This window comes from Microbacterium sp. NPDC064942, from assembly GCF_049545525.1.
GTDB lineage: Bacteria > Actinomycetota > Actinomycetes > Actinomycetales > Microbacteriaceae > Microbacterium > Microbacterium gawkjiense.
In genome coordinates this window covers 174,942-199,685 of sequence record NZ_JBMWDR010000003.1, presented here as the reverse complement: position 1 = coordinate 199,685, position 24,744 = coordinate 174,942, and the positions used below count along the sequence as shown (strand labels likewise).

General features: G+C 69.7%; 26 protein-coding genes and 1 pseudogene. 17 read left to right on the top strand and 10 right to left on the bottom strand.

The window, feature by feature from the left end:
- Position 1 precedes the first annotated feature (1 nt).
- Genes ACPEH2_RS07315 through ACPEH2_RS07305 form a run of 3 tightly spaced genes read left to right on the top strand, consistent with a single transcriptional unit; the run spans position 2 to position 2,818 of the window.
- Positions 2-1,525, top strand: a complete 1,524-nt coding sequence (locus tag ACPEH2_RS07315; RefSeq protein WP_359919106.1) for a sugar ABC transporter ATP-binding protein — start codon at positions 2-4, stop codon at positions 1,523-1,525.
- Positions 1,522-2,535: a LacI family DNA-binding transcriptional regulator gene (locus ACPEH2_RS07310; protein ID WP_217528977.1), complete on the top strand. Its 1,014-nt coding sequence runs from the start codon at positions 1,522-1,524 to the stop codon at positions 2,533-2,535. The genes ACPEH2_RS07315 and ACPEH2_RS07310 overlap by 4 nt, the downstream gene beginning before the upstream one ends.
- Before the next feature lie 16 nt (positions 2,536-2,551).
- A complete protein-coding gene (locus tag ACPEH2_RS07305) occupies positions 2,552-2,818 on the top strand; it encodes a hypothetical protein (protein WP_253035096.1) in 267 nt (88 codons plus the stop codon).
- A gap of 32 nt (positions 2,819-2,850) precedes the next feature.
- Here the strand turns inward: ACPEH2_RS07305 and ACPEH2_RS07300 are convergent, their stop codons facing one another.
- From ACPEH2_RS07300 to ACPEH2_RS07285, 4 genes are all read right to left on the bottom strand, one after another.
- Positions 2,851-3,558: a Pr6Pr family membrane protein gene (locus tag ACPEH2_RS07300; RefSeq protein ID WP_253035095.1), complete on the bottom strand. Its 708-nt coding sequence runs from the start codon at positions 3,556-3,558 to the stop codon at positions 2,851-2,853.
- Between the two features lie 53 nt (positions 3,559-3,611).
- On the bottom strand, positions 3,612-4,439 hold the full coding sequence (locus tag ACPEH2_RS07295) for a MetQ/NlpA family ABC transporter substrate-binding protein (protein WP_217528982.1): 828 nt from the start codon (positions 4,437-4,439) through the stop codon (positions 3,612-3,614).
- A gap of 65 nt (positions 4,440-4,504) precedes the next feature.
- Positions 4,505-5,224 carry a methionine ABC transporter permease gene (locus ACPEH2_RS07290; protein WP_359919103.1) on the bottom strand — a complete coding sequence of 240 codons (720 nt, stop codon included), beginning with the start codon at positions 5,222-5,224 and terminating at the stop codon, positions 4,505-4,507.
- On the bottom strand, positions 5,221-6,204 hold the full coding sequence (locus ACPEH2_RS07285) for a methionine ABC transporter ATP-binding protein (RefSeq protein ID WP_359919101.1): 984 nt from the start codon (positions 6,202-6,204) through the stop codon (positions 5,221-5,223). The genes ACPEH2_RS07290 and ACPEH2_RS07285 overlap by 4 nt, the downstream gene beginning before the upstream one ends.
- A gap of 193 nt (positions 6,205-6,397) precedes the next feature.
- Between ACPEH2_RS07285 and ACPEH2_RS07280 the strand changes: the two genes are divergently transcribed.
- From ACPEH2_RS07280 to ACPEH2_RS07230, 11 genes are all read left to right on the top strand, one after another.
- Positions 6,398-7,684 (top strand): adenylosuccinate synthase, encoded by a 1,287-nt coding sequence (locus ACPEH2_RS07280; protein ID WP_064002858.1) that lies wholly within the window; start codon positions 6,398-6,400, stop codon positions 7,682-7,684.
- A gap of 3 nt (positions 7,685-7,687) precedes the next feature.
- Complete coding sequence (locus tag ACPEH2_RS07275) at positions 7,688-8,800, top strand: lactonase family protein (protein WP_423718522.1); 1,113 nt, start codon at positions 7,688-7,690, stop codon at positions 8,798-8,800.
- 37 nt (positions 8,801-8,837) lie between these two features.
- The gene (locus tag ACPEH2_RS07270) at positions 8,838-9,680 is read left to right on the top strand and encodes a hypothetical protein (RefSeq protein WP_359919097.1); all 843 of its coding nucleotides are present in this window, start codon (positions 8,838-8,840) and stop codon (positions 9,678-9,680) included.
- A complete protein-coding gene (locus ACPEH2_RS07265) occupies positions 9,677-10,435 on the top strand; it encodes a hypothetical protein (RefSeq protein ID WP_423718521.1) in 759 nt (252 codons plus the stop codon). The genes ACPEH2_RS07270 and ACPEH2_RS07265 overlap by 4 nt, the downstream gene beginning before the upstream one ends.
- A gap of 22 nt (positions 10,436-10,457) precedes the next feature.
- Positions 10,458-12,077: an AAA family ATPase gene (locus ACPEH2_RS07260; protein WP_311286606.1), complete on the top strand. Its 1,620-nt coding sequence runs from the start codon at positions 10,458-10,460 to the stop codon at positions 12,075-12,077.
- 11 nt (positions 12,078-12,088) lie between these two features.
- Complete coding sequence (locus ACPEH2_RS07255) at positions 12,089-12,295, top strand: DUF2997 domain-containing protein (protein WP_064002863.1); 207 nt, start codon at positions 12,089-12,091, stop codon at positions 12,293-12,295.
- Positions 12,292-13,029: a 4Fe-4S single cluster domain-containing protein gene (locus tag ACPEH2_RS07250; RefSeq protein ID WP_359919093.1), complete on the top strand. Its 738-nt coding sequence runs from the start codon at positions 12,292-12,294 to the stop codon at positions 13,027-13,029. The genes ACPEH2_RS07255 and ACPEH2_RS07250 overlap by 4 nt, the downstream gene beginning before the upstream one ends.
- Complete coding sequence (locus ACPEH2_RS07245; protein ID WP_311286603.1) at positions 13,026-13,532, top strand: hypothetical protein; 507 nt, start codon at positions 13,026-13,028, stop codon at positions 13,530-13,532. The genes ACPEH2_RS07250 and ACPEH2_RS07245 overlap by 4 nt, the downstream gene beginning before the upstream one ends.
- Positions 13,529-14,272, top strand: a complete 744-nt coding sequence (locus tag ACPEH2_RS07240) for a ComEA family DNA-binding protein (RefSeq protein WP_359919092.1) — start codon at positions 13,529-13,531, stop codon at positions 14,270-14,272. Before ACPEH2_RS07245 ends, ACPEH2_RS07240 begins: the two co-directional genes overlap by 4 nt.
- Positions 14,273-14,409: 137 nt before the next feature.
- Positions 14,410-14,700 carry a chorismate mutase gene (locus tag ACPEH2_RS07235; RefSeq protein WP_311286601.1) on the top strand — a complete coding sequence of 97 codons (291 nt, stop codon included), beginning with the start codon at positions 14,410-14,412 and terminating at the stop codon, positions 14,698-14,700.
- A 132-nt stretch (positions 14,701-14,832) separates the two neighbouring features.
- The gene (locus tag ACPEH2_RS07230; protein ID WP_311286600.1) at positions 14,833-15,114 is read left to right on the top strand and encodes a hypothetical protein; all 282 of its coding nucleotides are present in this window, start codon (positions 14,833-14,835) and stop codon (positions 15,112-15,114) included.
- 198 nt (positions 15,115-15,312) lie between these two features.
- On the opposite strand, the pseudogene ACPEH2_RS07225 reads toward ACPEH2_RS07230, so the two are convergent.
- Positions 15,313-15,480: pseudogene (locus tag ACPEH2_RS07225) on the bottom strand (ABC transporter ATP-binding protein); the annotation flags it as partial.
- A gap of 295 nt (positions 15,481-15,775) precedes the next feature.
- On the opposite strand from ACPEH2_RS07225, the gene ACPEH2_RS07220 reads away from it, so the two are divergent.
- Both ACPEH2_RS07220 and ACPEH2_RS07215 read left to right on the top strand, forming a co-directional pair.
- On the top strand, positions 15,776-17,383 hold the full coding sequence (locus tag ACPEH2_RS07220) for an L-lactate permease (RefSeq protein WP_311286599.1): 1,608 nt from the start codon (positions 15,776-15,778) through the stop codon (positions 17,381-17,383).
- An 88-nt stretch (positions 17,384-17,471) separates the two neighbouring features.
- Complete coding sequence (locus ACPEH2_RS07215) at positions 17,472-18,050, top strand: hypothetical protein (RefSeq protein ID WP_311286598.1); 579 nt, start codon at positions 17,472-17,474, stop codon at positions 18,048-18,050.
- Positions 18,051-18,190: 140 nt separating this feature from the next.
- On the opposite strand, the gene ACPEH2_RS07210 is transcribed toward ACPEH2_RS07215, so the two are convergent.
- Entirely contained in the window at positions 18,191-19,141 is a 951-nt protein-coding gene (locus ACPEH2_RS07210) for an L-lactate dehydrogenase (protein ID WP_359919089.1), read from the bottom strand.
- Between the two features lie 352 nt (positions 19,142-19,493).
- On the opposite strand from ACPEH2_RS07210, the gene ACPEH2_RS07205 reads away from it, so the two are divergent.
- Positions 19,494-20,288, top strand: a complete 795-nt coding sequence (locus ACPEH2_RS07205; protein ID WP_359919088.1) for a hypothetical protein — start codon at positions 19,494-19,496, stop codon at positions 20,286-20,288.
- Between the two features lie 462 nt (positions 20,289-20,750).
- Here the strand turns inward: ACPEH2_RS07205 and ACPEH2_RS07200 are convergent, their stop codons facing one another.
- The 4 genes from ACPEH2_RS07200 to ACPEH2_RS07185 all read right to left on the bottom strand — a co-directional run bounded on the left by ACPEH2_RS07200 (position 20,751) and on the right by ACPEH2_RS07185 (position 24,703).
- Complete coding sequence (locus ACPEH2_RS07200; protein ID WP_359919086.1) at positions 20,751-22,643, bottom strand: amylosucrase; 1,893 nt, start codon at positions 22,641-22,643, stop codon at positions 20,751-20,753.
- Between the two features lie 91 nt (positions 22,644-22,734).
- Entirely contained in the window at positions 22,735-23,430 is a 696-nt protein-coding gene (locus ACPEH2_RS07195) for a hypothetical protein (RefSeq protein ID WP_359919084.1), read from the bottom strand.
- Entirely contained in the window at positions 23,427-24,323 is an 897-nt protein-coding gene (locus ACPEH2_RS07190) for an ABC transporter ATP-binding protein (protein WP_359919083.1), read from the bottom strand. The genes ACPEH2_RS07195 and ACPEH2_RS07190 overlap by 4 nt, the downstream gene beginning before the upstream one ends.
- Entirely contained in the window at positions 24,320-24,703 is a 384-nt protein-coding gene (locus tag ACPEH2_RS07185) for a GntR family transcriptional regulator (RefSeq protein WP_064002872.1), read from the bottom strand. The genes ACPEH2_RS07190 and ACPEH2_RS07185 overlap by 4 nt, the downstream gene beginning before the upstream one ends.
- Between the last annotated feature and the right edge of the window lie 41 nt (positions 24,704-24,744).

Here is a 24,744-nt window from a genome sequence, read left to right as displayed (position 1 = left end):
TATGGATGCGCGCGAAGCAGCGGTCGCGCCGGTCGTCGAGGTGACCGGCGCGACCGTTCGCTTCGGCTCCGAGACGGTGCTCGACGCCGTCGACTTCCGTCTGCTGCCCGGCGAGGTCCACTCGCTGATGGGCGAGAACGGCGCCGGCAAGTCGACGCTCATCAAGGCGATTACGGGTGCGCTGCGACCGGATGCCGGGACGATCCGCGTCGGCGGTGAGCCGGTGCACTTCGCCTCGCCCGCCGATGCGCTCGCCGCGGGCGTCAGCGCCGTCTACCAGGAGATCGATCTGCTGCCGAACCTCTCGGTCGGCGAGAACGTGCTGCTGGGACGCGAGAGCAGGCGGTTCGGGGCGATCGACTGGCGCGAGACGCACCGCCGCGCGGGCGAGATCCTCGAGGGGCTGGGGCTCGACATCGACCCCCGCACGCGACTGTCGCGGCATTCCCTGGCGATCCAGCAGCTCGTCGCGATCGCGCGGGCCATCTCGGTCGACGCCCGTGTCGTGGTGCTCGACGAGCCGACCTCGAGCCTCGACCTCGACGAAGTCGCCGAGCTCTTCCGCGTCATCCGCGAACTGACCTCCCGCGGTGTCGCGGTGCTGTTCGTCTCGCACTTCCTCGACCAGGTCTACGAGATCTGCGACCGCATCACGGTGCTGCGCGGCGGCCGCCGCATCGGCGAGTACGTGCCGACCGAGCTGCTGCGCATCGACCTCGTCGAGAAGATGCTCGGACGCGGGGCCGACGAGCTCGACGTCCACCAGCGGGAGGATGCCGCGGCATCCTCTCCCGTCGCCCTCGCCGGACGCGGCCTCGTCTCGGGGACGGGGCTGACCTCGGCCACCCTGGCGATCGGCGAGGGCGAGGTCGTGGGTCTCGCGGGGCTGCTCGGTTCGGGACGGTCCGAACTGGCGCGCGCGCTGACCGGGGTGGATCGACCGGATGCCGGTGAGATCGAGGTCCGCGGTGCGCCCGCCGTGCTCGCGACGCCGCGACGGGCGATCGGGCAGGGGATCGTCTACTCGTCCGAGAACCGGCGCACCGAGGGGATCATCGGCGAGCTCAGCGTGCAGGACAACATCACCCTCGCGCTGCAGGCCGATCGCGGCATCCTGCACCGGCTCACCCGCGCCCGCCGGCGCGAGCTCGCAGTGAGCTGGATCGAGGCGCTCGACATCCGTCCCGCCGATCCGGACCGGCCGGCGGGGACCCTGTCGGGCGGCAACCAGCAGAAGGTGCTGCTCGCGCGGCTGCTCGCACTCTCGCCCCGGGTGCTCGTGCTCGACGAGCCGACCCGCGGCATCGACGTCGGCGCGAAGGTCGAGATCCAGCGGCTCGTCGCCGACCTCGCCGACAACGGCCTGTCGGTGCTGTTCATCTCGGCCGAGCTCGAAGAGGTGCTGCGGGTCTCGAACCGCATCGCGATCATGCGGGGCGGTCGACTCGTCGACACCATTCCGGCGGACTCGCTCACCGTCGACTCGCTGCTGGCGCTCGTGGCCCGACCCGAGGACGAGTCGTGAGCGACGAGCGCGGTGCGAAGTCCGCGAACATCTTCGACGTCGCGCGCCTCGCCGGCGTCTCGCACCAGACCGTCTCGCGGGTGCTCAACGACCTGCCGAACGTCCGGCCCGCCACCCGCGCGCGGGTCGAGCAGGCGATGGCGCAGCTGCGCTACAGCCCGTCGCCGGCGGCCCGTGCCCTCGTCACGAAGCGCACCCGCACGATCGGTCTGATCACGCCGGGGACGGCGGACTTCGGGCCCACCTCGATCGCGATGCACTTCAACGTCGCGGCGCGCGTGGAGCGGTACTCCGTCGACTCGGTGACCGCGCCCGACACGGATGCCGCCAGCATCCGCTCGGTCGTCGAAGGGCTGCTGCGGCAGCGCGTCGACGCGATCGTCCTCGTCGTGACCGACCTCGGCGTCCTCGAGGTCGTGCGCGGGCTCGACCTCGGTGTGCCGATGGTCGCCGCCGCCGCGACGCAGCGCCGGCATCCGCAGCTCGTGTCGATCGATCAGTACCGCGGCGCGCGGTCGGCCGTGCGTCACCTCGCCGAGCTGGGGCACCGCCGCATCCTCCACATCGCGGGTCCGGTGCGGAATCCGGATGCCGTCGAGCGCATCCGCGGCTGGCGCGACGAGCTCGCGGCCCGCCAGCTGGCGGTGGTGGAGCCGCGCCACGGCGACTGGACCGCGGCGAGCGGGGCCGAGATCGGACGGTCGCTCGACCTCTCCCCGGGTGACGCGGTCTTCGCGGGCAACGACCACATGGCGATCGGTCTGCTCTCGGCGCTGCGCGCCCGCGGGCTGCGCGTCCCCGAGGACGTCGCCGTCGTGGGGTTCGACGACGTGCCCGAGGCCGCCTACCTGTCGCCGCCGCTCACGACCGTGCGGCAGGACTTCCGTGCCCTCGGCGAGCTCATGATGCAGAAGGTGCTCCTCGCCGTCGAGGAGCCCGACGGACTCACCGAGGACACCCCGCTCCCGACCCACCTGATCGTGCGCGAGTCCTCGCGCGCCGCGGAATGATCCCGGAGGTCCACGGATGAGCGTCGAGGAACTGATGGCGATCGTCCGCGAAGAGTCCCTCGATGCGCCCGTCCTGTACGGCGTGGGCGAAGTCCATATGAACGCGGTGCTGCTCACGCGCACGGATGCGCAGTGGCAGGCGTGGGTGTCGGACGAGCGCGGCGGTGTCATGGGACGCACGCTGCAGACCTTCGACACGGAATCCGCAGCGCTCGAGTACGTCCTGTTCAAGCTGCGGCAGGTGACTCCGCTGCGCCGCAAGCTCGCCGGCTGGCGCAGCTGACGCGCGCGACCGCCCTCGGAATGATCCGGGGTTCAGACCGTGAGGGCGGAACGCGCCCCGCGGGTGCGCAGGCGCCCGACGGCGACGACGATCGTGCCGACGACGACGAAGGTGACGGCGATCCCGGCGACGTACGCCCAGACACCGCCCCACCCGGCGACCCCGTTCGGGTTCAGGAACGGGTACGGGTACCAGAACGCGACGCCGCGCACCGGGTCGGTCACGAACGGTCCGCGGATCAGGGTGTAGACGATCCAGAGGATCGGGACGGCGAGGATGACGAGGACCGACCGCCACCGCAAAGCGCGGTGGGTGGGCGCGACGAGCAGGTCGATCACGAGGAACAGCGGCGCGACGACGTGGAGGATCTCGTTGGCCCAGGCGACGTGGTCGTCGGCCGTGGGCAGCCCACGCAGCAGCAGGTTGTAGACCACGCCGGTGATCGTGAGGTAGGTCGTGGCTGCGGCCAGGGCGACGGCGATCCCCCGGGGTTCGCGGTCTTCGTGCGGCGGTCGCATGAAGAACCAGATGACCGCCGCCAGCAGGGCGATGGCCCCGACGAGGTTCGACAGGATCGTGAAGAAGCTGAAGAAGTTCGCGATCGTGGTCGTCACGTCGCGGTCGTTTGCGATCGCCAAGCGGACCGTGGTGACGAACTGTCCGACGACGGCGGTCATGAGGACCGCGGCGGCGAGCAGCCTGACGACCGACCACACCGTCGGCCACGTTCGGGTACGCATGACCGAACCCTAGCGCGCGGCCCCGCGGTGCGGGCCGCGCGCAAGGGGAGAGGTCAGCCCTTGACGACGGGGACGACGAGGCCGCCCCAGGTCTCGTTCTCGAAGTCGGCGGTCTCCTGCGAGGTCAGCAGCTCGTAGAGCTTCTGCACGCGGGCGTCGTCCTTCAGTTCGGGGCGCGTCGCGAGGACGTTGTAGTACGGGCTGTCCTCGCCCTCGAGCAGGATCGCCTTGTCGCTCGTGAGGCCGGCGGGCAGGGCGAACGAGATGGTGACGAAGGCGGCATCCACATCGGGCAGCGCCTGCGGCAGCGTCGCGTTCTCGATCTCGCGGAACTCGAAGTCCTTGGGGTTGGCGGTGACACCGCTCAGGTCGACGACGTCGTCGGTGACCTCGATGAGGCCCTCGGATGCCAGCAGCTTCAGCGCCCGTCCCTCGTTGGTCGGGTCGTTGGGGATCGCGATGCTCGCGCCGTCGGCGAGGTCGTCGAGGCTCGACACCTTGTCGGAGTAGAACGCTGCGCTCGGCAGGTATGCCTCGCCGAGGCTGACCAGTTCGCCGCCGGCCTGCTCGTTGAAGGTCTCGAGGAAGGTCGCGTTCTGGAACAGGTTCGCGTCGATCGACCCGTCGGCCAGCGCGGTGTTGGGCGTGTTGTAGTCGGTGAAGGGCACGAACTCGATGGTGAGTCCCGCCTCCTTCGCACTCGTCTCGGCGATGTGGTTGAGGATGTCGCCGGCCGGCGTCTGCAGCGCGCCGACCTTGAGCGTGCCGAGGCCGTCGCCGTCGCCCTCACCACCGGCGGAGGGCGTCGAGGCGCAGCCGCTGAGCAGGAGCGCGGTGGCGGCGGCGGTGGCCAGGAGGGCGGAACGGAGGGTGCGGGACATCGTGATGCCTTTCGTCGGTGGTGCGGGGGACCGGCGTCGGGACGGCCGGAGGAGGGAGGGGCGGATTAGACGGTGGATGCCGCGGCGACGCGCGCGCTGCGGCGGGTGCTGCGTCGGCCGAGGCGCCGGGCGCCCCAGGCGGCGAGGCTCTGCAGCACCATCACGATCGCGAAGATGATGACGATGACCGCGACGATGTGGATCCAGCTGTACTGCTGATAGCCGTAGCGGATCGCGACGTCGCCGAGTCCGCCGCCGGCGACCGTGCCGACCATCGCCGAGAAGTTGATGATCGAGGTGACCGTGGTCGACAGGCCGAGGAGCGCGGCGGGAACGGCCTCGGGCAGCAGCACCTTGGTCACCAGCTGCCACCGGCTCGCGCCCAGGGACGAGGCGACCTCGAGCAGACCGGGATCGACCTCCTTGACCGCGATCTCCACCATCCGGGCGAAGAACGGGATCGCGACGGCCGACAGCGGGACGATGGCCGCGGTCGATCCGATGAAGGTGCCCACGAGGGCGCGCGTGACGGGGATGAGGGCGACCATCAGGATGATGAACGGCACCGACCGGCCGAAGTTGACGATGAAGTCGAGCGCCCGGTTGATGGCGACACCCGCGGCGCGCGACCCGAACGGACGCTCGAGGAACCGGCCGGCCTCGGTGCCGACGAGCACGACGCCGAGCGGCAGCCCGACGACGATCGTGACGAGCAGGGCCACGCCGACCATGTAGAGCGTCTCGCCGGTGGCCTTCAGCAGGACGTCGATCAGCTGCTGGTTCATGCGGCCACCCCCTGGAGGACCTCGATGAGCAGGCCCTGCGCGCGGAGGTCCGCGATGACGGCCGCGGCGACGTGGCCGGGCACCTCGAGGCGGGTGCGGCCGGCCTGGGTTCCGGCGATGCGCTCGACGACGGCGCCGAGGATCGATACGTCGGCGTCGTGGTCGCGTGCGAGCCGTGCGATGACGGGCCGGTCGGCGGTGCCGCCCGCGAAGGTGATGTCGATGACGGTCGCGTCGGCGGGTACGCCGACGGGCACAGGGCCGAGCGGGAACAGCTGCGAGGTGAGGCGGGAGCCGGGCGTGCGGATGACGTCGACGAGACGCCCTTGCTCGACGACGCGGCCCTGCTCGAGGAGTGCGGCCGAGTGGCAGGTGGACTTCACGACGTCCATCTCGTGTGTGATGAGGAGGACCGTGAGTCCGAGCTCCTCGTTGATGCGGCGGTACAGCTCGAGGATCGAGTCCGTCGTCTCGGGGTCGAGGGCGCTGGTCGCCTCGTCCGAGAGCAGCACGCTCGGCCGCGAGGCGAGGGCGCGGGCGATGCCGACGCGCTGCTGCTGACCGCCCGACAGCTCGTGGATCGACGCGTCGCCGCGGTGGCCGAGGCCGACGAGGTCGAGCATCTCCTGCGCGCGGTCGCGACGGACGGCGCGGGAGCCGCCGTCGAGCTCGAGGGCGAGCTCGACGTTGCCGCGCACGGTGCGGCTGCTGAGCAGGTTGAACCGCTGGAAGACCATGCCGATCCGGCGGCGGGCCGCACGCAGCTCCGTCTCGCCCAGTGCCGTGAGCTCGACGTCGTCCACGGTCACGGTGCCGTGGTCGGGCCGTTCGAGGAGGTTGACGATGCGGGCGAGGGTGCTCTTGCCGGCGCCGCTCTGACCGACGATGCCGAACACCTCGCCGGTGGGGATGGTCAGCGAGACGTCATCTACGGCGGGGACACCGCCGTAGTGCTTCGAGACCCGATCGAGCGCGATCAACGGCCGTCCTCTCGGATGGTGGGGGTGGGGGAACGATGGCGCGGTTTCCGCGCGCAGTCCCCTCGATGCAACCCAACCCGTGCCGACGACGACAAATCGTGTGACGTCGCGTTGCGGGGCGGATGCCGCGGTTCGGGCCGCGGACCCGGCCCGATAGGATGGGGTGTAACCGTCCGATAACGGGGGAGAGCCCATGCCAGGCATCGTGATCGTCGGCGTTCAATGGGGAGACGAGGGCAAGGGCAAAGCCACCGACCTCCTGGGTGAGCGCACCGACTGGGTCGTCAAGTTCAACGGCGGCAACAACGCCGGCCACACCGTGGTGATCGGCGACGAGAAGTACGCCCTGCACCTGCTGCCCAGCGGCATCCTGTCGCCGGGCGTCAACGCCGTCATCGGCAACGGTGTCGTCATCGACCTCGAGGTGCTCTTCGCCGAGCTCGGCGCCCTGCAGGCCCGCGGCGTCGACGTGTCGCGCCTGAAGGTGAGCGCCAACGCGCACATCATCACGCAATACCACCGCACGCTCGACAAGGTCACCGAGCGCTTCCTCGGCAAGCGCATGATCGGCACGACCGGTCGCGGCATCGGCCCCACCTACGCCGACAAGATCAACCGCACCGGCATCCGCGTGCAGGACCTGTTCGACGAGAACATCCTGCGCCAGAAGGTCGAGGGCGCCCTCGACCAGAAGAACCACCTGCTGGTGAAGGTCTTCAACCGCCGCGCCATCACCGTCGACGAGGTCGTCGACGACCTGCTCTCGTACGCCGAGCGCGTGCGGCCCATGGTGTGCGACACCGGTCTGCTGCTGAGCGACGCGCTCGATGCCGGCGATGTCGTCGTCTTCGAGGGCGGCCAGGCGACGATGCTCGACATCGACCACGGCACCTACCCGTTCGTCACGTCGTCCTCCGCGACGGCGGGCGGCGCATCGACCGGATCGGGCGTCGGGCCGAACCGCCTCGACCGCATCGTCGGCATCGTGAAGGCGTACACGACGCGTGTCGGCTCGGGTCCGTTCCCGACCGAGCTGTTCGACGAGGACGGCGACTTCCTGCGCTCCCGCGGGTTCGAGTTCGGCACGACGACCGGCCGGCCGCGCCGCGTCGGCTGGTACGACGCCCCGATCACGCGCTACGCGACGCGGATCAACGGCATCACCGACCTCGTGCTCACCAAGCTCGACATCCTCACGGGCCTGAAGGAGATCCCCGTCTGCGTCGCCTACGACGTCGACGGACAGCGTTTCGACGAGGTGCCGGTCAACCAGACCGACTTCCACCACGCGACGCCGATCCTCGAGAACTTCCCCGGCTGGAGCGAGGACATCTCGACCGCGCGCACCTTCGAGGACCTGCCGCAGACTGCGCAGGACTACGTGCTCGCCCTCGAGAAGATGAGCGGCACGCGCATCTCGGTCATCGGCGTCGGGCCCGCGCGCGACGCGGTCATCGTGCGCCACGACCTGCTCGACTGACCCGTGCGGTTCCTGCTCGGCGGGTACTCCGCCGACATGGGCGGGTCGGCGACGGGCATCGGACTGCTGGATGCCGGGAGCGCCGCGTCCCCGTTGGCGAGCGGCCCCCTCGGCTTCGGCGGCGACGTCGTCGCGGCCGAGTCGCCGTCGTGGATCGCGCGGCACCCGTCCCTCGACGTCGTCTACGCGACGCTCGAAGGCCGCGGCACCGTTCGCGCCTACCGTCAGACGGGGGAGCGCACATTCGCTCCGCTCGGACCCGAGGTGGCCGTGGGCGAGAGCCCCTGCCACGTGCTCGCGCTCGAGGACGCGCTGATCGTCTCCTGCTACGGCGACGGTGCGGTGGTGCGCGTCGCGCTCGCTCCCGACGGGCGGCCCGGGTCCGCCCGCGCGTGGACGGCCGCCGCCGAGGGCGGACCGGCATCCGATCTCACCGCTGCGGCCCGCGCGCTGCGTGCCGCCGCCGGCGCGGAGTACGCCCACCTCATCCCGCACGCCGACGACGAGACGGATGCCGCCAGACCCGCACCGGGCCGGCCGTCGCACGCGCACCAGGCGGCCGCGCTGCCCGGCGGGCTGATCGCGACGACCGACCTCGGCCTCGATCTCGTGCGCTTCTGGCGCGGCGGCCGCGAGGTGCAGCGCCTCGCCCTGCCGACCGGCACCGGCCCGCGTCACCTGCGGGCGCACCCGAGCGGCCACGCGTACGTCGTGACGGAGTACTCGGGCGAGGTGTTCGCGCTCGCGGCGGATGCCGCCGGCGAATGGCGCCTGGTGGGCGGGGCGCAGCTCGGCGCCTTTCCGGGCGACAGGGGCGCGGAGCTCGCGATGTCCGCCGACGGTGTCTTCCTCTATGCGGGGCTGCGCGGCAGCGACACGATCGCGACCGTCAAGGTGCGCGGCGGCGGCGAGGCCCTGCAGCCGATCGCGCTCGCCGAGGCGGGCACGGTCTGGCCGCGTCACCACGTGGTCGCGCGCGACACGCTGCTCGTCGCGGGTGAGCGGGCCGACGAGGTCGTCTCGCTCGCGATCGAGGATCGCACGGGGGTCCCTGGCCGCGTCCGGCACCGGACAATAGCACCGTCGCCGACGGCGCTCCTAGCCTTCTCGTCCTGACTCCCGTGCCCGGTAACGTGTCGGGGCGGAGGGGAACATGAGCGCGGGCGGGCAGACGGGCGCGAGCCGGACGGCGATCGCGCGACTGGGCGGTTTCACCGCTTTCGTCTGGATCGCGGGCCTGGTCGTGGCGGGCATCGTCGCCCTCGTCTACGCGGACGAGGGCGGCTTCGACGTGGGTGCGGTCGGTGTCGACGAGGACTACGCGAGCGAGCCGTGGACGAGCCCGGACCCGATCGTCGCGGACGACCGCGGCGGCGGGGTGTACGAGGGTTCCGACGGTGCGGTCATCCGTCTCAGCGGTCTCGACGTCGACGCTCCCGTCGTCCTGACGCCCGAGGACTCGACCTACCTCGGCGGTGTGCGGGTCACAGGCCCCGGCGGCCGGATCGTGACCGAGGGTGAGTACGGCGAGCCGCCGCGCTTCTCCTCCCTCGCCGACGGCCGCGTCGTCGTGCTCGTCGAGCAGCCCGACGTCGAGCTGTGGGTCGACGGTTTCAGCGACGAGACGTGGCGCGCGCGGGTGACCACGGGCGGGCTCGGGTGGACGAACGACGTCGCTTCCGGGTTCGAGTCGGCCGTCTTCACCCACGCCGGCGAGGCGTCGACGGCCCGGCTGAGCGCGCGCGGCGAGGGGAGCATCGCGATCCAGATCGTGACGCCCCACGGCAGTGAGAGGACCTTCGACGGCGAGGCGCCCCTCGACCAGTCGATCGCGTGGCCCGACGCGCCGCTCGTCGTCTTCTCGGTCGAATCCTGGGACGACGTGGGCTGGAAGCTCGAGTTCCCGCCGACACCGACACCGTCGCTGTCACCGTCACCGTCACCCGGGGCGACGCCGTCACCCGGGGCGACGCCGTCACCTGGGGCGACGCCGTGAGTACCGCGGATGCCCGGATCCGGCGCTTCTCGACCATCACCTGGCTGGCCGGGTCGGCCGTCGCGGTCGTGCTCGCCTTCATCCTGGTGCCCTTCGTCGGGGTCAACCCGCGGACGGGGGACCTTGTCCTCACCGACCCGAACCGCTACGAGTACGAGCCGTGGGACGACCCCGACGCGCAGGAGGCGCGGCTCGAGGGCGACGAGCTGAGCGGTACGGCCGCGAGCGGCTTCGTGGAGCTGCCGCCGGGCGACGACGTCTGGGTCGTGGGCCCGCTCGCGAGCGGCACGGACGACTACCTGAACGTCTACCAGCAGGTCGACGCCGCCGTGGGTCTCGACGACGAACGCCCCGACTACATCGGGCTGGTGAGCGAGAGCCGGAAGATCGCCGTCGTGTCGGCCGCGACGGGCGGCCGGCTCTGGTTCGCGCCGCGCCTCACCGACTGGACCGCGAGCGTGAGTCGAGAGACGCCGACACCCATCGAGGGCGGGTCCGCGACGGGCGACGGTCCGGCGTTGCTGTCGTACGACGGCGACGCGCTGAGTGCCCGCTTCGCCTTCGAGGGGGACGGCTTCTTCACCGTGGATGCCGCCTTCCCGGGCGAGATCGTCGACCTCGTGAAGGGCGTCGACGACGTCGACACCCGTGCATCCTGGCCCGCGCAGGGGCGCGTGATCCTGCGGGTCGACACCGACGAGGGCGCCGGGCGATGGACGATCACGCTGGACGAACCGGCATCCGACACACCATGACCACCGAACGAAAGGGACGGACGTGACCTTCGACGCCACGCTGGACGCCGCCTTCAAGGCGCGATTGCCGCTGCTGTACCTCGAGACGGGCGAAGAGGTCCGCGCGATCGCCGCGATCACCGACGCCGCCCACGCGCAGCGCAACCGCCGCGCGGTGTGGACGTGGACCTCGGCGCTCGGGCTCATCGGCCCCGACGGCAAGAGCGTCTCGAACACGACGAACCCCGCCCGCGCGCTGCAGCACGCCGCCGGCGTGACCGACCCGAGCGTGTTCATCTTCTGCGACCTGCACGCCTACTTCGGCGGCGAGCACCGGCAGGGCGATCCGGCGATCGTGCGCACGGTGCGCGAGACCGCCCTCGAGTTCCGCCACGGCGACGTCTCGCGCACGCTCGTCATCACGGCGCCCGTGCGGGTGATCCCGCCCGAGCTCGACGAGCTGACGCACCTGTTCGACTTCCCCCTGCCGACGGCCGACGAGATCCGCGACCTGCTCGACACGATGATCGACAACAACGCCCGCGAGATCCGCGTCGCCGCCGATGACGCGGCCCGCGAGGCGCTCGTCCAGGCGGCGCTCGGACTCACGATGGCCGAAGCCGAGAACGCCTTCGCGCGCGCGATGGTCAACGACGGACGCCTCCGCGCAGACGACATCGGGGTCGTCCTCGACGAGAAGCGTCAGGTGGTGCGCAAGTCCGGGGTGCTGGAGTTCGTCACCGCGAACATCGACCTCGACGACGTCGGCGGCCTGAACAACCTCAAGCGCTGGCTCGAGCGCCGCAACGGATCATGGTTGCCGAGCGCCCACGAGTACGGCCTGCCCGCTCCGAAGGGCGTGCTCATCACGGGTGTTCCGGGCTGCGGCAAGTCGCTGACGGCGAAGGCGACGGCGGCCTCGTGGGGGCTGCCGCTGCTGCGCCTCGACATCGGACGCATCTTCTCGGGTCTCGTCGGCTCGAGCGAGCAGAACCTCCGCACCGCGATCGCGACCGCCGAGGCGGTGGCGCCCTGCATCCTGTGGGTCGACGAGATCGAGAAGGGCTTCTCGAACACGACGGGGCAGGGCGACTCCGGGACGACGGCCCGCGTGTTCGGGACCTTCCTGACCTGGATGCAGGAGAAGCGGCATCCGGTCTTCGTCGTCGCGACGGCCAACAACATCGACGCCCTGCCGCCGGAGTTCATGCGAAAGGGACGGTTCGACGAGATCTTCTTCGTCGACCTGCCCACGGCCGTCGAGCGCGAGGCGATCTGGTCGCTGCAGCTCGCCGCCCACGCGACGCCCGCGAACGGCCTGCGCGCGGTCGCCGAGGACCGGGGTGCCGTCTCGTCGCTCGTCGCGGCGAGCGAGAACCACTCGGGCGCCGAGATCGAGCAGGCCGTCGTGGCCGCCCTGTACGAGGGTTTCGGCGGCCGGCAGGCGATCACGGCGGACGTCGTGAACCGGGTCGTCGAGACGATGATCCCCCTCGCGGTGACCCAGGCCGAAGAGGTCCAGCGCATCCGCGCCTGGGCCGCGCAGCGCGCCGTCCGCGCGACCGGGGCCGAAGACCTCGACGCGCACGACGCCCCCGCGGGCGCGGACGATGCCGACGGCATCCTGTCGTCGCGTCGCGGCGGCCGGACCGTGGACTACTGAGGAGGACCGGGATGAAGAAGCTCGTCGTGCAGCTGCGGGCCGACGGATCGGTCGCGGCCGAGACGTTCGGTATGACGGGGCCCGAGTGCCTCGACTACATCGAGCAGCTCGAGGCGCTGCTCGACGCCGAGACGGCCTCGTCGCAGTTCACCGAGGACTACACGCGGGTCGCCGCCACGGCCGAGGACGAGCTGCGGCAGGAGGACCGGGGCCGATGACCCTCGTCGAATCGCGCGGCGTCGGCGGGCGGGCGAGCCTGCTCGGCACGACGCCGCCCCCGCCCGGGCAGCCGGAGCTGCGCTGGTCGCGGTTCGTGCCCGCGACGGCGGCGGAGGGTCCGGGTGTGCGGGCGGCGGTCTGGGTGCAGGGCTGCGCCGTGCGGTGCCCCGGCTGCTTCAACCCGCACCTCTGGGCGACACGCGGCGCCCGCCTGGACGAGCCGGCCGAACGGGCCGCGGAGTGGGTGGATGCCGCCGTCGCGGCCGGCGCGGAGGGGATCACGCTCCTCGGCGGCGAGCCCTTCGACCAGGCCGACGCGCTCGCCATCGTCGCCGAGGCGTTCCGCGGCGCCGGCCTCGGCGTCATGGCGTTCTCGGGGTACACGTTCGACCGGCTGCAGGAGTGGAGCCGGGACCGCCCGGACATCGCGCGACTGCTCGCGGCGACCGACCTGCTGTGCGACGGGCCCTACCTCGCCGACCTCCCCGATACGCGGCGGCCGTGGATCGGATCGCGCAACCAGGCGATCCGCGCGCTCACCCCGCGGTACGCGGCCGAGGTCGAGCGGATCGCGCGCGACGGCGGCGGCGACGCCCTCGAAGTGCGCATCGCCGCCGACGGCACCGTCGCCGTGAACGGGTGGGCGACGGATGCGGCGCTCGCCGCCCTGCTGGACGATCTGGGTGTGCGCGGCGACCGCGCGGCATCCCTCAGGAAGGAACCCTCCCGATGAGCATCTCGTTGATCCTCGTCCCCGCCGCCCTCGCCGCCGCGGCCGCCCTCGGCGGCACCGGTGTGCTCGGGGCGGTCGCGCAGAACCGGGACGCGACGACCGAGCCGGGGGCGCCGCCCGCGGCCGTGCCGATCGCCGTGCAGACGCGGATGAAGGATGCGAACCTGCTCGCGGCGGCCCTCGCCGACCTCGGCGCCGATGACACGTCGCTGGTCGACGGCGAGCTGACCGCCACGATCGACGGGCTCGAGCTCGTCATGTCCCGCACCGAGGACGACGTCTGGGGCGCGCACCTGTCGCGCCTCGACGGGCACGAGGTGACCGAGGCGGACGCGGCCGAGCTCATGACGCGACTGGATGCCGCCTACGCGCGGCACGTGCAGCAGGCGGTCGCCGAGCGCATCCGCGCCCGCGCCGATCAGGCCGGGTTCGAGCTCGTCTCCGAAACCCGCGACGAGGACGACACCGTCACGATGGTGCTGAACGTGCGGGAGAACGCGTGAGCAGTCCGACCCGCGAGGCGGTGCCCGGGTGGGGCTGGATGCTGGGGGTCAGCACCTGGCTCGTGCCGGTGTTCTTCGGGCCGGGGTTCGCGTGGATCGGCTTCCTCATCGTCGGTGCCGTCTCGCAGCGCGGCGCCGCGTACGTCGCGGCCCTCGCGAGCGGCGTCCTGGGGTTCACGATCGGCGTCGAGGTCTGGGGCGGGTTCACCGACATCGTCGCCGCGATCGTGCACCTCGCCGGCATCGTGGTCGCACTCGCGCTCAACCCGGCGTGGCTGCGGACTCTGTGGGAGCGTCGCGTCGCCGGGGAAGACAAGAACCGACCCGCCGTGTGGCGGCGCGCGGCGGAGCCTGCCGCGGCGGCATCCGCTCGTCCGTCGCGGAGAAGTCGCCGGGGCTCGAAGCGGGCGTCGAAGCCCGCGCCCGAGCGCGAGACGACCCGTGCGGCGGAGTCCGTCGGGGCGACGTCGGCGGATCTGCTGCAGCCGCGGGAGGCGGTCGAGCCGGTGGATGTGCAGACCGCGTCCGCGGACGAGCTCGCCGAGCTGCCCGGGATGAACCGGAGCAAGGCGCGACGGGCCGTGCGGGCGCGGACGAAGGAGAACGGGTTCGTATCGCTCGAGCAGTTCGGCGAGACGGCGGGGCTGCAGCCGCACGAGATCGTCCGCTTGCGAGCGGCGGCGACGTGCTCGCCGAGGCCGCGGGGAGAGCGTCGCTTCGGTCGACGCGTAGACCTCTGATCGCCGGAGACGCCGACGTCCGAGGTCGGTGCGGTCGTGAAGGTGTGGCTCGAGCCCGAGCACGTCCCGGCGCGCAAGGACTTCCTGCACGGCTGAGCCGCTGCGCCGCCCGCGATACGCTCGACGCCGGAGGAATGATGACCGACCCGAACGCCCAGCTGCGGACCCTGCGATCCAGCATCGACAACATCGACGCCGCCCTCGTCTTCATGCTCGCCGAGCGATTCCGCTGCACGAAGCAGGTCGGCGTCCTCAAGGCCGAGCACGGGATGCCGGCATCCGACCCCTCCCGCGAGGAGCAGCAGACCGCGCGTCTGCGCCGTCTCGCCCTCGAGGCCGACCTCGACCCCGAGTTCGCCGAGAAGTGGTTCAACTTCGTCGTCGCCGAGGTGATCCGCCACCACACCGAGGCCGCCGAGGAGCGCTGATGTAAGACGTCCAACATCGTGCGCTTTTGAACACTCAAACATGCTCCGGGTCGCTCTATCTGCGTCAGGTCGACCGAGTTGCGCCAGGAGATCGCGCCGATCGTCCGGACTTCGTTCTCCAGCGAGGGCTGCATGACCCGTACGTCGAGGGACCGCCCGAACGAGCTAGCGCCGGGGTGGCCAGACAAGCAGAGTCCACACATCGCCGCCGAAGCGGCCAGGAAGCTTGCAGTCAACTTGAGAGCGTCTCTGAACGCTCTGGAGCTGAGCGTGCGAGCGCTGGAACGCAAGTCGGGTGTAGACGAGGCGACGATCCGCAAGCTGCTCGCCGGTTCGAGCTGGACTGACATTTACTCGATCGCGCTGATCGAAGCGGCGCTCGAGAGGCCGCTTTACGACAGCCCCGCAGACTGACGGGTCAGATGGACGCGCTCTCGACCCGTGGTATCGAGAGTTGATGATGCGGCCGGGGACATCCACTTCGTCGCAGATGAGTGATGTGGTCGGCGGCTACGAGTGCCCGCGTGAGACCTTGTCGTCCTCCGTGTCGCGGCTGTCCGATGTCCTGGTCGGCGCCCCTGGTTGCCGTCGGGATGCGACGAGTCGAGGATACCGGTCACGTCCCATGATGATGAGGTGATCGGCTGAGAGGGCCATCTCAGCCATGAGGTGGCTCGAGATCAGAACGGTCATGCCGCCGTCGGCTAGCGATCGGACGAGCTGGCGCACCCATTGCACGCCTTCAGGATCCAGGCCGTTGACCGGCTCGTCGAGCATCAGCACGTGCCCTCTCTCGCAAGTACCCCCCGGCAACTGCGCGGTGTCCAGGACCCTAGCGTGTCTGCACCAACTGCTGTCCACCGAGACTTCCGCGGGGATCCTTCGTCGCCCGGCCCCACACATCACCAGTCGATAGCGAGACTCGGATGGGCGGGTCGAAGTACTGGGCGAGCGCGAACGTCCTGACTCTTCCCGCCTCCGTGCAGGAGAACTGTCCGCAGCGGCATTCTGGGCTCGCCCCAGGCGCTTGAGCGTCGATAGCATGGCCCGGACCTCAAACGCAGAGGAGCCACTGATGTGGACTCAGACCCTTGACCCGACCGGACAGCTCTGGCTGTCCGCCCTCATCGCAGTTCTCCCCATCGTCGTCTTCCTGATCGGGCTGCTCGTCTTCAAGCTCAGCGGCCTGCTCGCTGCGACGATCGCCGTCATCCTCGAAATAGTGGTGGCCCTATGGCCGTTCGGGATGCCGCTCGGATCGATTGCCGGCGCAGGGCTACTCGGCATCCTCACCGCGATCTGGCCGATTGCCTACATCATCTTGATGGCGGTGTGGCTATACCGAATCACCGTGGCCAGCGGTCGGTTCGATGTCATTCGCGCGAGCATCTCCGGAATCTCCCCTGACCAGCGGATCCAGGTCCTGCTCATCACCTTCTGCTTTGGAGCGTTCCTCGAGGGTGCGGCGGGATTCGGTGTGCCCATCGCGATCTGTGCGGCACTCCTCGTGCAGCTCGGATTCGGTCCCGTCAAGGCGGCCATGCTGTCGCTCGTGGCCAACGTTGCTGCTGGCGCATACGGGGCCATTGGTATCCCGGTCATCGTCGGAGCGCAGATCGGTGAGGTTCCCCTCGGTGACCTGTCCGTGGACATGGTGCTGGTTCTGCAACTGCTGACGTTCAGTGTGCCGTTCATCCTCGTCATGATCCTCGACGGCCTGCGCGGAGTGAGAGAGACACTCCCCATTACTCTTTCGGTGGCTGTTGCCTACGCCGCCTCTCAGGCAGTCATCCTGCTTTTCCTCGGTCCGGAGCTTGCTGACATCGTCCCTGGGCTGATCGGAATGGTGGTCGTTTTCGGGGTCTCGCGCGTCTGGCAGCCTCGCCGGGTGTACCGCGAAGGCGGAAGCGAGATCCCCGAGCGGGTGCGGCAGGACTTCGGTGACGTCGTCGTCGCTTGGAGCCCGTTCTACATCCTCACCGGTCTCATCTTCGTGTGGAGCATTCCCTGGTTCAAGGCGCTGTTCGCTGCTGATGGACCGCTCGCCAGGCTCACCTTCGCGGTCCCGATCCCGGGGATCACCGGTGTGGTGGTCCCATCTGGGGCCGATGCCCCCGTTGCGGCGACCTGGGCTTTCACACCCGTCAACGCCACCGGCACAGCGATCCTCATCGCCGTGATCGTGTCCTTCCTGACAATGCCGCGGGTGAGCACGCGCGACTTGGGCCGTCAACTGGCGGGGACCGTGCGTGACCTCGGGAAGCCGATCGTGTTGATCGCGCTCATCCTCGTCATCGCGAACATCGCCAACTTCTCCGGCGGGTCGGCCACGATCGGGAACGCCCTGGCCGCGGTGGGACTGCTGTTCCCGCTGTTGGCCCCCATCATCGGGTGGTTCGGTGTTTTCGTGACCGGTTCCGTCGTCAACAACAACACCCTCTTCGCTCACCTCCAGACTGTCACCGCGCAGCGAATCGGGGTCGATCCGACTCTCCTCGTCGCAGCCAACACCGCCGGCGGCACCGTCGCGAAGGTGGTGTCTCCCCAGTCCATCGCTATCGCCGCAGGTGCGGTGGGTCTGAGTGGACGTGAGGGCGAGATCCTCCGCGCCTCTATCAAGTACAGCCTCGGCATGCTGGCATGGGTGTGTGTCTGGGTGTTCTTGCTCTCACTCATGCGGTGACCGTCGATCACCCACCTCGGGGAACACAACACCGCAACGCAACTCCAATAGACCGAACATCCGCCGGTAAGCGGCGGACTGGAGGACCATGAACTCGACACCTCTCGCCGGCCCCGACGGTATCGACGTGATTCTCGGACACGATGAGAAGCGCACCGAGCACGAGCGCCGCCACTTCTTGACCCGTGAGCTGATCGCCCGGCGTTTCGGGGTCACGCACCGTGACATCAAACTGCGACGCCAACCGCCGGGACCCTTCGGCTACCGGTCACACCTGTATGCGGCGGTCGGCGGGGACGAGATCCCTGTCTCCATCAAGGCGGCCAGCCGGGGAGACGTCACCGTGGTGGCGCTCGCGGACCTCGCCGTCCCGATAGGCCTCGACGTTCGTCCCAACCAACTGGATGACGCGGACATCGCTGAGATCCGACGACACTCGCACTTGCTGCCCGACACCAGCGAACGCGCAATGAGAGAGCACTGGACAAGAGCTTTAGCCGTAAGAGAAGCTGACGGCCGCGGACTTCGAGTACAGCTCGAGCACGTGATCCTCGACCCTGTCAGCAGTACGGGCTGGGCTCCCGACCGCAGGGTCCACTACCGACTCGTCGACCTGTCGCGAGACAGATGGACAGTCACGCTGGCCTACGGCGGCGGCCCGCGGTAGAAGCAGCGCAACCAAGCGGCGGTGGGGCGAGGCGTTGCAAGCATGTCGCATCGACCGCGGGAAGTCAGGCCAAGGTGCGGATAACCCTTCTCAGCCACACCCTTTGAGGCGTGATCGCGCGGTTGAGAGCACCCTCCCCCTCAGCGGAGGGAGTCCGTCACCGCGCGCAGCGCGTCCGCTGAACGGCGGAACAGTGCCAGCTCGCTCGGAGAGAAGACCGTCTGATCGACGGGACGAGCACCTTTGACGCTCACGATGGATGGGACAGACAAAGCAACACCGCCCACTCCGTGCAAGCCCGGGAGGACGGTGCTGACCGGCATGACGGCGTGTTCATCTTGAAGGATCGCCTCGACGATGCGCGCGACCGAAAGGCCGATCGCGTAGTTGGTAGCCCCTTTGCCTTTAATGACGGTGTACGCCGCGTCGCGCACATCGACGGCGACCGCATCCAGCGCGTCCGGCGTGAACCGATGCCCGTCCGGGCCGACCCAATTCAGGATCGGAACAGTACCGATAGTGGCGGTGGACCAGAGAGGGAACTCGGTGTCGCCGTGCTCGCCGACGATGTACGCGTGCACGCTTGAGGTGGACACGCCTGCCCGTCGCGCCAGCTTCCACCGCAAGCGGGACGTGTCCAACACTGTGCCCGATGCGAAAATCCGCTCCGCGGGCAGCCCGGATTGCTCCTGAGCCAGAACAGTGAGGACGTCACACGGGTTCGAAACGATGACGTAGATGGCATCCGGAGCCACGCTCAGGAGCTGAGGCATTAGGTCAGCGACGATGCGGGCGTTGACCGCAGCGAGCTCGATTCGCGTCTGCCCGGGCTTCTGCTTCGCGCCGGCGGTGATGACTACAATATGGGAACCGGCCACCACCGACAGGTCACTTCCGCCTGAGATGTCACTGGCGCCCGTGAACTGGGATCCGTGCGCCAGGTCCAGCACTTCTGCGTCTACACGTTCTGCAGCGATGTCATAGAGGGCTATGTGGCGGGCGGATCCGCGAATCAAGCAGGCGTAGGCCGCGCTGGACCCGACACTGCCTGCGCCGACGATGGTGACCTTTGAGTTCTCGATCGCGCCCATGCCATCAGTGTGTCGCAGCTCGAGCGACCGTACAACAAGCGGACGTGCGGGAAGCTCTAAACCGAACGGATGAGGCGAGCTCGCGCGGAAGTCGCATCGCCGCGTTCTCGCCGCAGTATTGTCAGGCGGCGTAGATCTACTCAGCGCGGGACCCCGACAGCATCACGAAGATGCCTCCCGTAGCGAGGATGGTTTCCGAATCGTCCGTGACCGGCCACCGGACGAAGATCCTGTTTCCTTCCACCTCAGGTCTCCCGCGCAACGCGGCCTCCACCCGCGCCGTCCAGGGTGCAGTCATCTCTTCGATCCACTCCTGGAATACCCGAACTTCCTGTTCGTCAACAAGGCCTGGGTGGACGAGCTCGGCATCCCGATGCCCACGACCATCGACGAGTACCGCGATGCGCTCGAGGCGTTCGCGACGGAGGACCCGAACGGCAACGGCAAGGCGGACGAGATCCCGCTGTCGTTCCGCACCGACTCCTTCTGCGCGAACCCGCACGATCTGATCGCGGCGCTCGGCGGTCAGCCCGAGAACAACGACCACCGCATCGTCCGGGACGGGAAGGTGGAGTTCACGGCCAACACCGACGGCCACCGCGCCGGCGTCGAAGCCCCCGGCGAGTGGCACGCCGGCGGCCTGATCGATCCCGAGGCCTTCGCTCGGGACGACGTCGCCTACCTCTCTAAGGGCAAGACGGACGTGCCGGTGCTCGGCTCATTCTTCCGGTGGGAGCTCAAGGAGATGGCCGGCGCCGATCGCATCGACGACTACGCGCTGCTCGGTGTGCTCGAGGGCGTCGACGGACAGCGACTGACCAGTGTCGCCAACAACCATGAGATCAGCCGCGGGGCGATGGCGATCACCCGCGCGAATGAGTACCCGGCGGCGACCATGCGCTGGGCTCACCGGGTCTTCGACCCGGTGATGTTCGCCGAGACGAGCTGGGGCCCGATCGGCGTCACCCTCGAGGAGGGCCCCGACGGACTGCTGACCCAGATCCCGGCTGCCGAGGGCGAGTCCGAGGGGGAGCGCCGACAGCGCGTCGCGCCCTGCGGTCCGCGCATCACCACCGCCGAGGACTTCGAGACGGTCGTGGCTCCCGAGCGACCGGATCACCGCAGAGATCGTCGTCGGCGCGCTTGAGATGGCCCGGTGGCGGCGCCGTCCCGAGCCCGGAACCGTTGTTCATGCGGACCGCGGAGCCCAATACACCAGCTGGCTGTTCGGCCACCGGCTCCGGCAAGCCGGCTGCTCGGATCGATGGGCAGAGTCGCGTCGTCCGTGGACAACGCGCTCATCGAGAGCTTTTGGTCCACAATGCAGCGCGAGCTTCTGGACCGCACGACCTGGGACTCCAAGACCCAGCTCGCGTCGGCGATGTTCGAGTGGATCGAGGGCTTTCGTGGCGCAGGGCGTGCGATTGAACGCCACGGAGGCCATCATTCGCAAGGAGCAACTATCGCGACTTCCCGGACGCCCGATAGCTGAACCCGCGGCTGCGCCGCCGGCGTTCACGGATGCAATGGGTCCGAGGCGACACGCCGGTGGATGAATGGATGCCGCGGCGCGCCGCGCGGCATCCGTGGCATCCCGTGACAGCAGGCGTCAGACCGGCCGCACCCGCAGCCAGCGGAACCCGTGCGCCGGCAGCTCGAGCCCGCCCGACAGGTCGACCGCAGCCCCGGCGACGACGTCGGTGGCGTCGGCCCGGAACCCCGAGAGCGTCTCGGCGTCGACGACGACCGCATCGTCGCCGACGTTCGCGAGCACGAGCACGACGCCCTCGCCGATGCGCTGGAAGCCGACGACCGACGGATGCGGGGTGTGGAACGGCGTCAGCGGGATGTCCGCGAACTCCGGCGTCCGCCGCCGCGCCTGAATCAGCGCCGTCAGCCGGGCGTGGATGCGACCCGCCACCGTCGTCGGGTCGTGTCGCGCCGCGAACGCGACCGGGTCGGCGGCCGGTCGGTGCACCCACCGGCTGTCGCCCGCGTGGGCGGGGTCGTCGCGGTAGCTGTAGTCGTTCAGCTGCCCCAGCTCGTCACCGAGGTAGAGCAGCGGGACGCCGCCGGTCGACAGCGCCAGCGCATGCGCGAGGATGACGCGGTCCTCGCCGCCGGGGTCGCCCGCCTCGACGCCGGCGAGCGACGCCGTCGTTCCCGTCACGCGGGCGTCGCCGGTCTTCGGGTTCTCCTGGAAGGGCACCCCGCGCGAGAACGTGCCGGGGAAGCGGCCCACGTAGAAGTCGTTGAGGAACCGGCGGTGGGAGTAGCCGTCGATGCCGAGGGCCGCGGCATCCTCGTCGGCGAAGGTCCAGCCGATGTCGTCGTGACTGCGGACGTAGTTCACCCACGCGGTGCCGGCGGGCAGGGCGTGACGCTCGTCGAGCGCCTTCTGCAGGAGGCGGCCGTCGCGGGTCGCGAGCGCCTCCCACCCGAGCGCCATCTGCAGCGGGTTGTACGAGAGCTGGCACTCGTCGGTCGAGATGTAGGTGATGACCTCGTCGGGGTGCACGATCGCCTCGGACTTGAAGAGCACCGACGGCGCACCGAGCGACAGCACCTGATTGAAGGCGCGCAGCAGCAGGTGCGCCTCGGGCAGCGACTCGCACGCCGTGCCGAGCCGCTTCCAGATGAAGGCGACGGCGTCCATCCGCAGCACCTCGACACCCTGGTTCGCGAGGAACAGCATCTCGCCCGCCATCGCGCGGAACACCGCTGGGTTCGCATAGTTGAGGTCCCACTGGAAGTGGTAGAACGTCGCCCAGATCCAGCGGCCGTCATCGAGCTGCACGAACGCGCCCGGGTGGTCGTCGGGGAAGATCTCGCGGACGGTCTCCTCGTACCGGTCGGGCATCGTCCGGTCGGGGAAGATCAGGTAGAAGTCCTCGTACCCCGGCTCACCCGCGACCGCCTTCTGCGCCCACTCGTGCTCGTTGCTCGTGTGGTTGAAGATGAAGTCCACGACGAGCGAGATCCCCGCCTCGCGCAGGTCGGCGGCGAGCTCGGCGAGGTCGTCCATCGTGCCGAGCTTCTCGTCGACGGCGCGGTAGCTCGACACCGCGTACCCGCCGTCGTTGTTGCCTTCGGGCGAGGCGAACAGCGGCATGAGGTGCAGATAGGTGAGCCCGAGTTCGCGGAAGTAGGGGATGCGATCCCGGATGCCGCGGAGCGACCCCGCGTACCGGTCGACGTAGCAGACACCGCCCAGCATCCGCTCCGACAAGTACCACTCCGGGTCGGCCGTGCGCCGACGGTCGAGCGCCTTCAGGTCGTCGGGCCGGTCGCGCCAGCTCGCGGCGGCCGATGCGACGACGGCGGCCAGCGCCTCGCGGCCGTCCTCGCGCTCGCCGTAGAGCTGCCGGAACAGGTCGTGCAGCACGGGCAGGGACTCCTGCAGGCGGGCGTCGAACGACGCATCCGGTCCGCCGAGTTCGGACCTGACCGCAGCCCTTGCGGCCTCGAAGTCGGTCGTCGGATCGGGGCTCAAACGTGCCATGGTGCTCCCAGCGTCGGGTCGGTGTTCCGCATCGTAGCGCGGCCGGGGACCGCGAGTGCGATCCCCGGCCGCGCCAGTCACGAGGGCTCCATCACGCGATGGCGCGTCGCAGCATCCCGTACGAGAGGGCGGCCAGCAGGGCGCCGACCAGCACCATCCCACCGGTCACCGCGATGGGTGTCAGCGAGCCGAAGAAGGCGAACAGATCGCCCCACGCCCGAAGCTGCCCCACGAGCCACATCGCGGCGATGAGCACGAAGCCCAGCGAGACGAGCACGACCGTGAGGACGAGGTTGCCCCACCGCTTGTAGACGGTCGCCGCGCAGAACCCGACGACGAAGAACAGCATCGCGAGCCCGAAGAAGAACAGTCCCGCGACGACGGGGCCCTGCGACCAGACCCACGGCAGGTAGAACATGTAGCCGCCGATGCCCCAGCCACCGGTCGCCTGCTCGATGAGCCCGCCCACGATGAAGAGGGCGGCGAGGACGAACGACGTCAGGGCGGCGGTCAGCAGGGTGCCGAGGTAGAACTCGCGCCGGGTGACGCTCATGGCCTGCGAGAACGGGAACGTCAGGGTGAGGGCCTGCACGCCGACGACGCCGAAGTACCACAGCGGTGCCTGCGCGCCGCCGCCGAACATCTGCGCGTCGGCCCCGCTGCTCGAGATGAGCCCGAAGATCGCGAGACTGATGAGGAGCGTGCCGCCGAGGATGATCAACGGCACCCAGATGTAGGTGGCGCGGTTGACCAGCTGCATGCGCACGACCTTGAGGGTGCGGTTCATCGGAGTGCTCCTTCGTCGGTGGTGGCGGCGTTCTGGGTCTGCCGCACGATGAGCTGCTGCAGCGAGACGGGGGTGACGTCGAGGCCGGATGCCGCCAGTTCGGCGCGGTCCGCAGCGGTCAGCTCGCCGATCACCGTGGCGCTCGTGACGCGGCCGAGGGTCTCGCGGTGGATCACCTCGCGGCCGGCGACGAACGCCTCGACGGCCGCCGAATCGCCGACGACCGTGGCGGCCCGGCCGCGCACGGACTCGGTGTCCTCGTCCATCACGATCCGCCCGCCGTCGATCACGATGACCTTCTCGAGCAGGTTCGAGACCTCGTCGATCAGGTGGCTCGACAGGATGATGGTGCGCGGGTGCTCCGCGTAGTCCTCGAGCAGCCGGTCATAGAAGATCTGGCGGGCGACGGCATCCAACCCCAGGTACGGCTCGTCGAAGAAGGTGACCTCGGCGCGGGCCGCGATGCCGATGATGACGCCGACGGCCGAGAGCTGACCGCGGGACAGCTTCTTGATGCGCGTCTTCACGGGCAGCCGGAACTCGCGGATGAGCTTGTTCGCGAGCGCCTGGTCCCAGTGCGGGTAGAACAGCCGCGCGATGCGGAACGCGTGCAGCGGCGTCGCGTCGTCGGGGTACTTCTGGCTCTCCCGCACGAAGCACATGCGGCTGAGCACGGCGGCGTTCTCGTACGGCGACTCGCCGAACACGCGGACCTCGCCCGCGGTCGGGAAGTTCTGCGTCGTGAGGATCGACATGACGGTGGTCTTGCCGGCGCCGTTGCGGCCGAGCAGCCCGTAGATCGAGTCGCGCTCGATGGTGAACGAGATGTCGTCCACGGCGGTGGTGTCGCGGTAGCGCTTGGTGAGGTTCTTCACCTCGATGACGGCGGTCATCGTGCGGTTCCTTTCGTTCCGGATGCGGTGGCGCGCTCCGCCAGCAGGCGCGCGAGGTCGTCGGGGCCGAGGCCGAGCTTGCGGGCTTCGGCGATCAGCGGGTCGAGGTAGCGGTCGGCGAAGGCCGAGCGCCGCTCGGTGAGCAGGAGCTCGCGCGCACCGTCGGCGACGAACATGCCGATGCCGCGTCGCTTGACCAGCACACCCTTGTCCGTGAGCATCGTGATCCCCTTCGCCGCGGTGGCCGGGTTGATGCGATGGAAGGCGGCGAGCTCGTTCGTCGACGGGGCCTGGTCCTGTTCGGACAGGCTGCCGTCGATGATCGAGTCCTCGATGCTCTCCGCGATCTGCAGGAAGAGCGGGCGTCCCTCATCGACCATTCCGACTCCGCGTTGTTCGTTGGTTAGTTACATGAGTAGGT

What these genes read in the sequence shown, in the direction of transcription:
- ACPEH2_RS07280 (WP_064002858.1), top strand. Translation starts at nt 6,398, where the DNA reads ATGCCAGGCATCGTGATCGTCGGCGTTCAATGGGGAGACGAGGGCAAG.
- ACPEH2_RS07305 (WP_253035096.1), top strand. Translation starts at nt 2,552, where the DNA reads ATGAGCGTCGAGGAACTGATGGCGATCGTCCGCGAAGAGTCCCTCGAT.
- ACPEH2_RS07250 (WP_359919093.1), top strand. Translation starts at nt 12,292, where the DNA reads ATGACCCTCGTCGAATCGCGCGGCGTCGGCGGGCGGGCGAGCCTGCTC.
- ACPEH2_RS07270 (WP_359919097.1), top strand. Translation starts at nt 8,838, where the DNA reads ATGAGCGCGGGCGGGCAGACGGGCGCGAGCCGGACGGCGATCGCGCGA.
- ACPEH2_RS07210 (WP_359919089.1), bottom strand. Translation starts at nt 19,141, where the DNA reads ATGGGCGCGATCGAGAACTCAAAGGTCACCATCGTCGGCGCAGGCAGT.
- ACPEH2_RS07200 (WP_359919086.1), bottom strand. Translation starts at nt 22,643, where the DNA reads ATGGCACGTTTGAGCCCCGATCCGACGACCGACTTCGAGGCCGCAAGG.
- ACPEH2_RS07295 (WP_217528982.1), bottom strand. Translation starts at nt 4,439, where the DNA reads ATGTCCCGCACCCTCCGTTCCGCCCTCCTGGCCACCGCCGCCGCCACC.
- ACPEH2_RS07195 (WP_359919084.1), bottom strand. Translation starts at nt 23,430, where the DNA reads ATGAACCGCACCCTCAAGGTCGTGCGCATGCAGCTGGTCAACCGCGCC.
- ACPEH2_RS07300 (WP_253035095.1), bottom strand. Translation starts at nt 3,558, where the DNA reads ATGCGTACCCGAACGTGGCCGACGGTGTGGTCGGTCGTCAGGCTGCTC.
- ACPEH2_RS07315 (WP_359919106.1), top strand. Translation starts at nt 2, where the DNA reads ATGGATGCGCGCGAAGCAGCGGTCGCGCCGGTCGTCGAGGTGACCGGC.
- ACPEH2_RS07185 (WP_064002872.1), bottom strand. Translation starts at nt 24,703, where the DNA reads ATGGTCGATGAGGGACGCCCGCTCTTCCTGCAGATCGCGGAGAGCATC.
- ACPEH2_RS07235 (WP_311286601.1), top strand. Translation starts at nt 14,410, where the DNA reads ATGACCGACCCGAACGCCCAGCTGCGGACCCTGCGATCCAGCATCGAC.
- ACPEH2_RS07220 (WP_311286599.1), top strand. Translation starts at nt 15,776, where the DNA reads ATGTGGACTCAGACCCTTGACCCGACCGGACAGCTCTGGCTGTCCGCC.
- ACPEH2_RS07245 (WP_311286603.1), top strand. Translation starts at nt 13,026, where the DNA reads ATGAGCATCTCGTTGATCCTCGTCCCCGCCGCCCTCGCCGCCGCGGCC.
- ACPEH2_RS07290 (WP_359919103.1), bottom strand. Translation starts at nt 5,224, where the DNA reads ATGAACCAGCAGCTGATCGACGTCCTGCTGAAGGCCACCGGCGAGACG.
- ACPEH2_RS07215 (WP_311286598.1), top strand. Translation starts at nt 17,472, where the DNA reads ATGAACTCGACACCTCTCGCCGGCCCCGACGGTATCGACGTGATTCTC.
- ACPEH2_RS07230 (WP_311286600.1), top strand. Translation starts at nt 14,833, where the DNA reads ATGACCCGTACGTCGAGGGACCGCCCGAACGAGCTAGCGCCGGGGTGG.
- ACPEH2_RS07255 (WP_064002863.1), top strand. Translation starts at nt 12,089, where the DNA reads ATGAAGAAGCTCGTCGTGCAGCTGCGGGCCGACGGATCGGTCGCGGCC.
- ACPEH2_RS07190 (WP_359919083.1), bottom strand. Translation starts at nt 24,323, where the DNA reads ATGACCGCCGTCATCGAGGTGAAGAACCTCACCAAGCGCTACCGCGAC.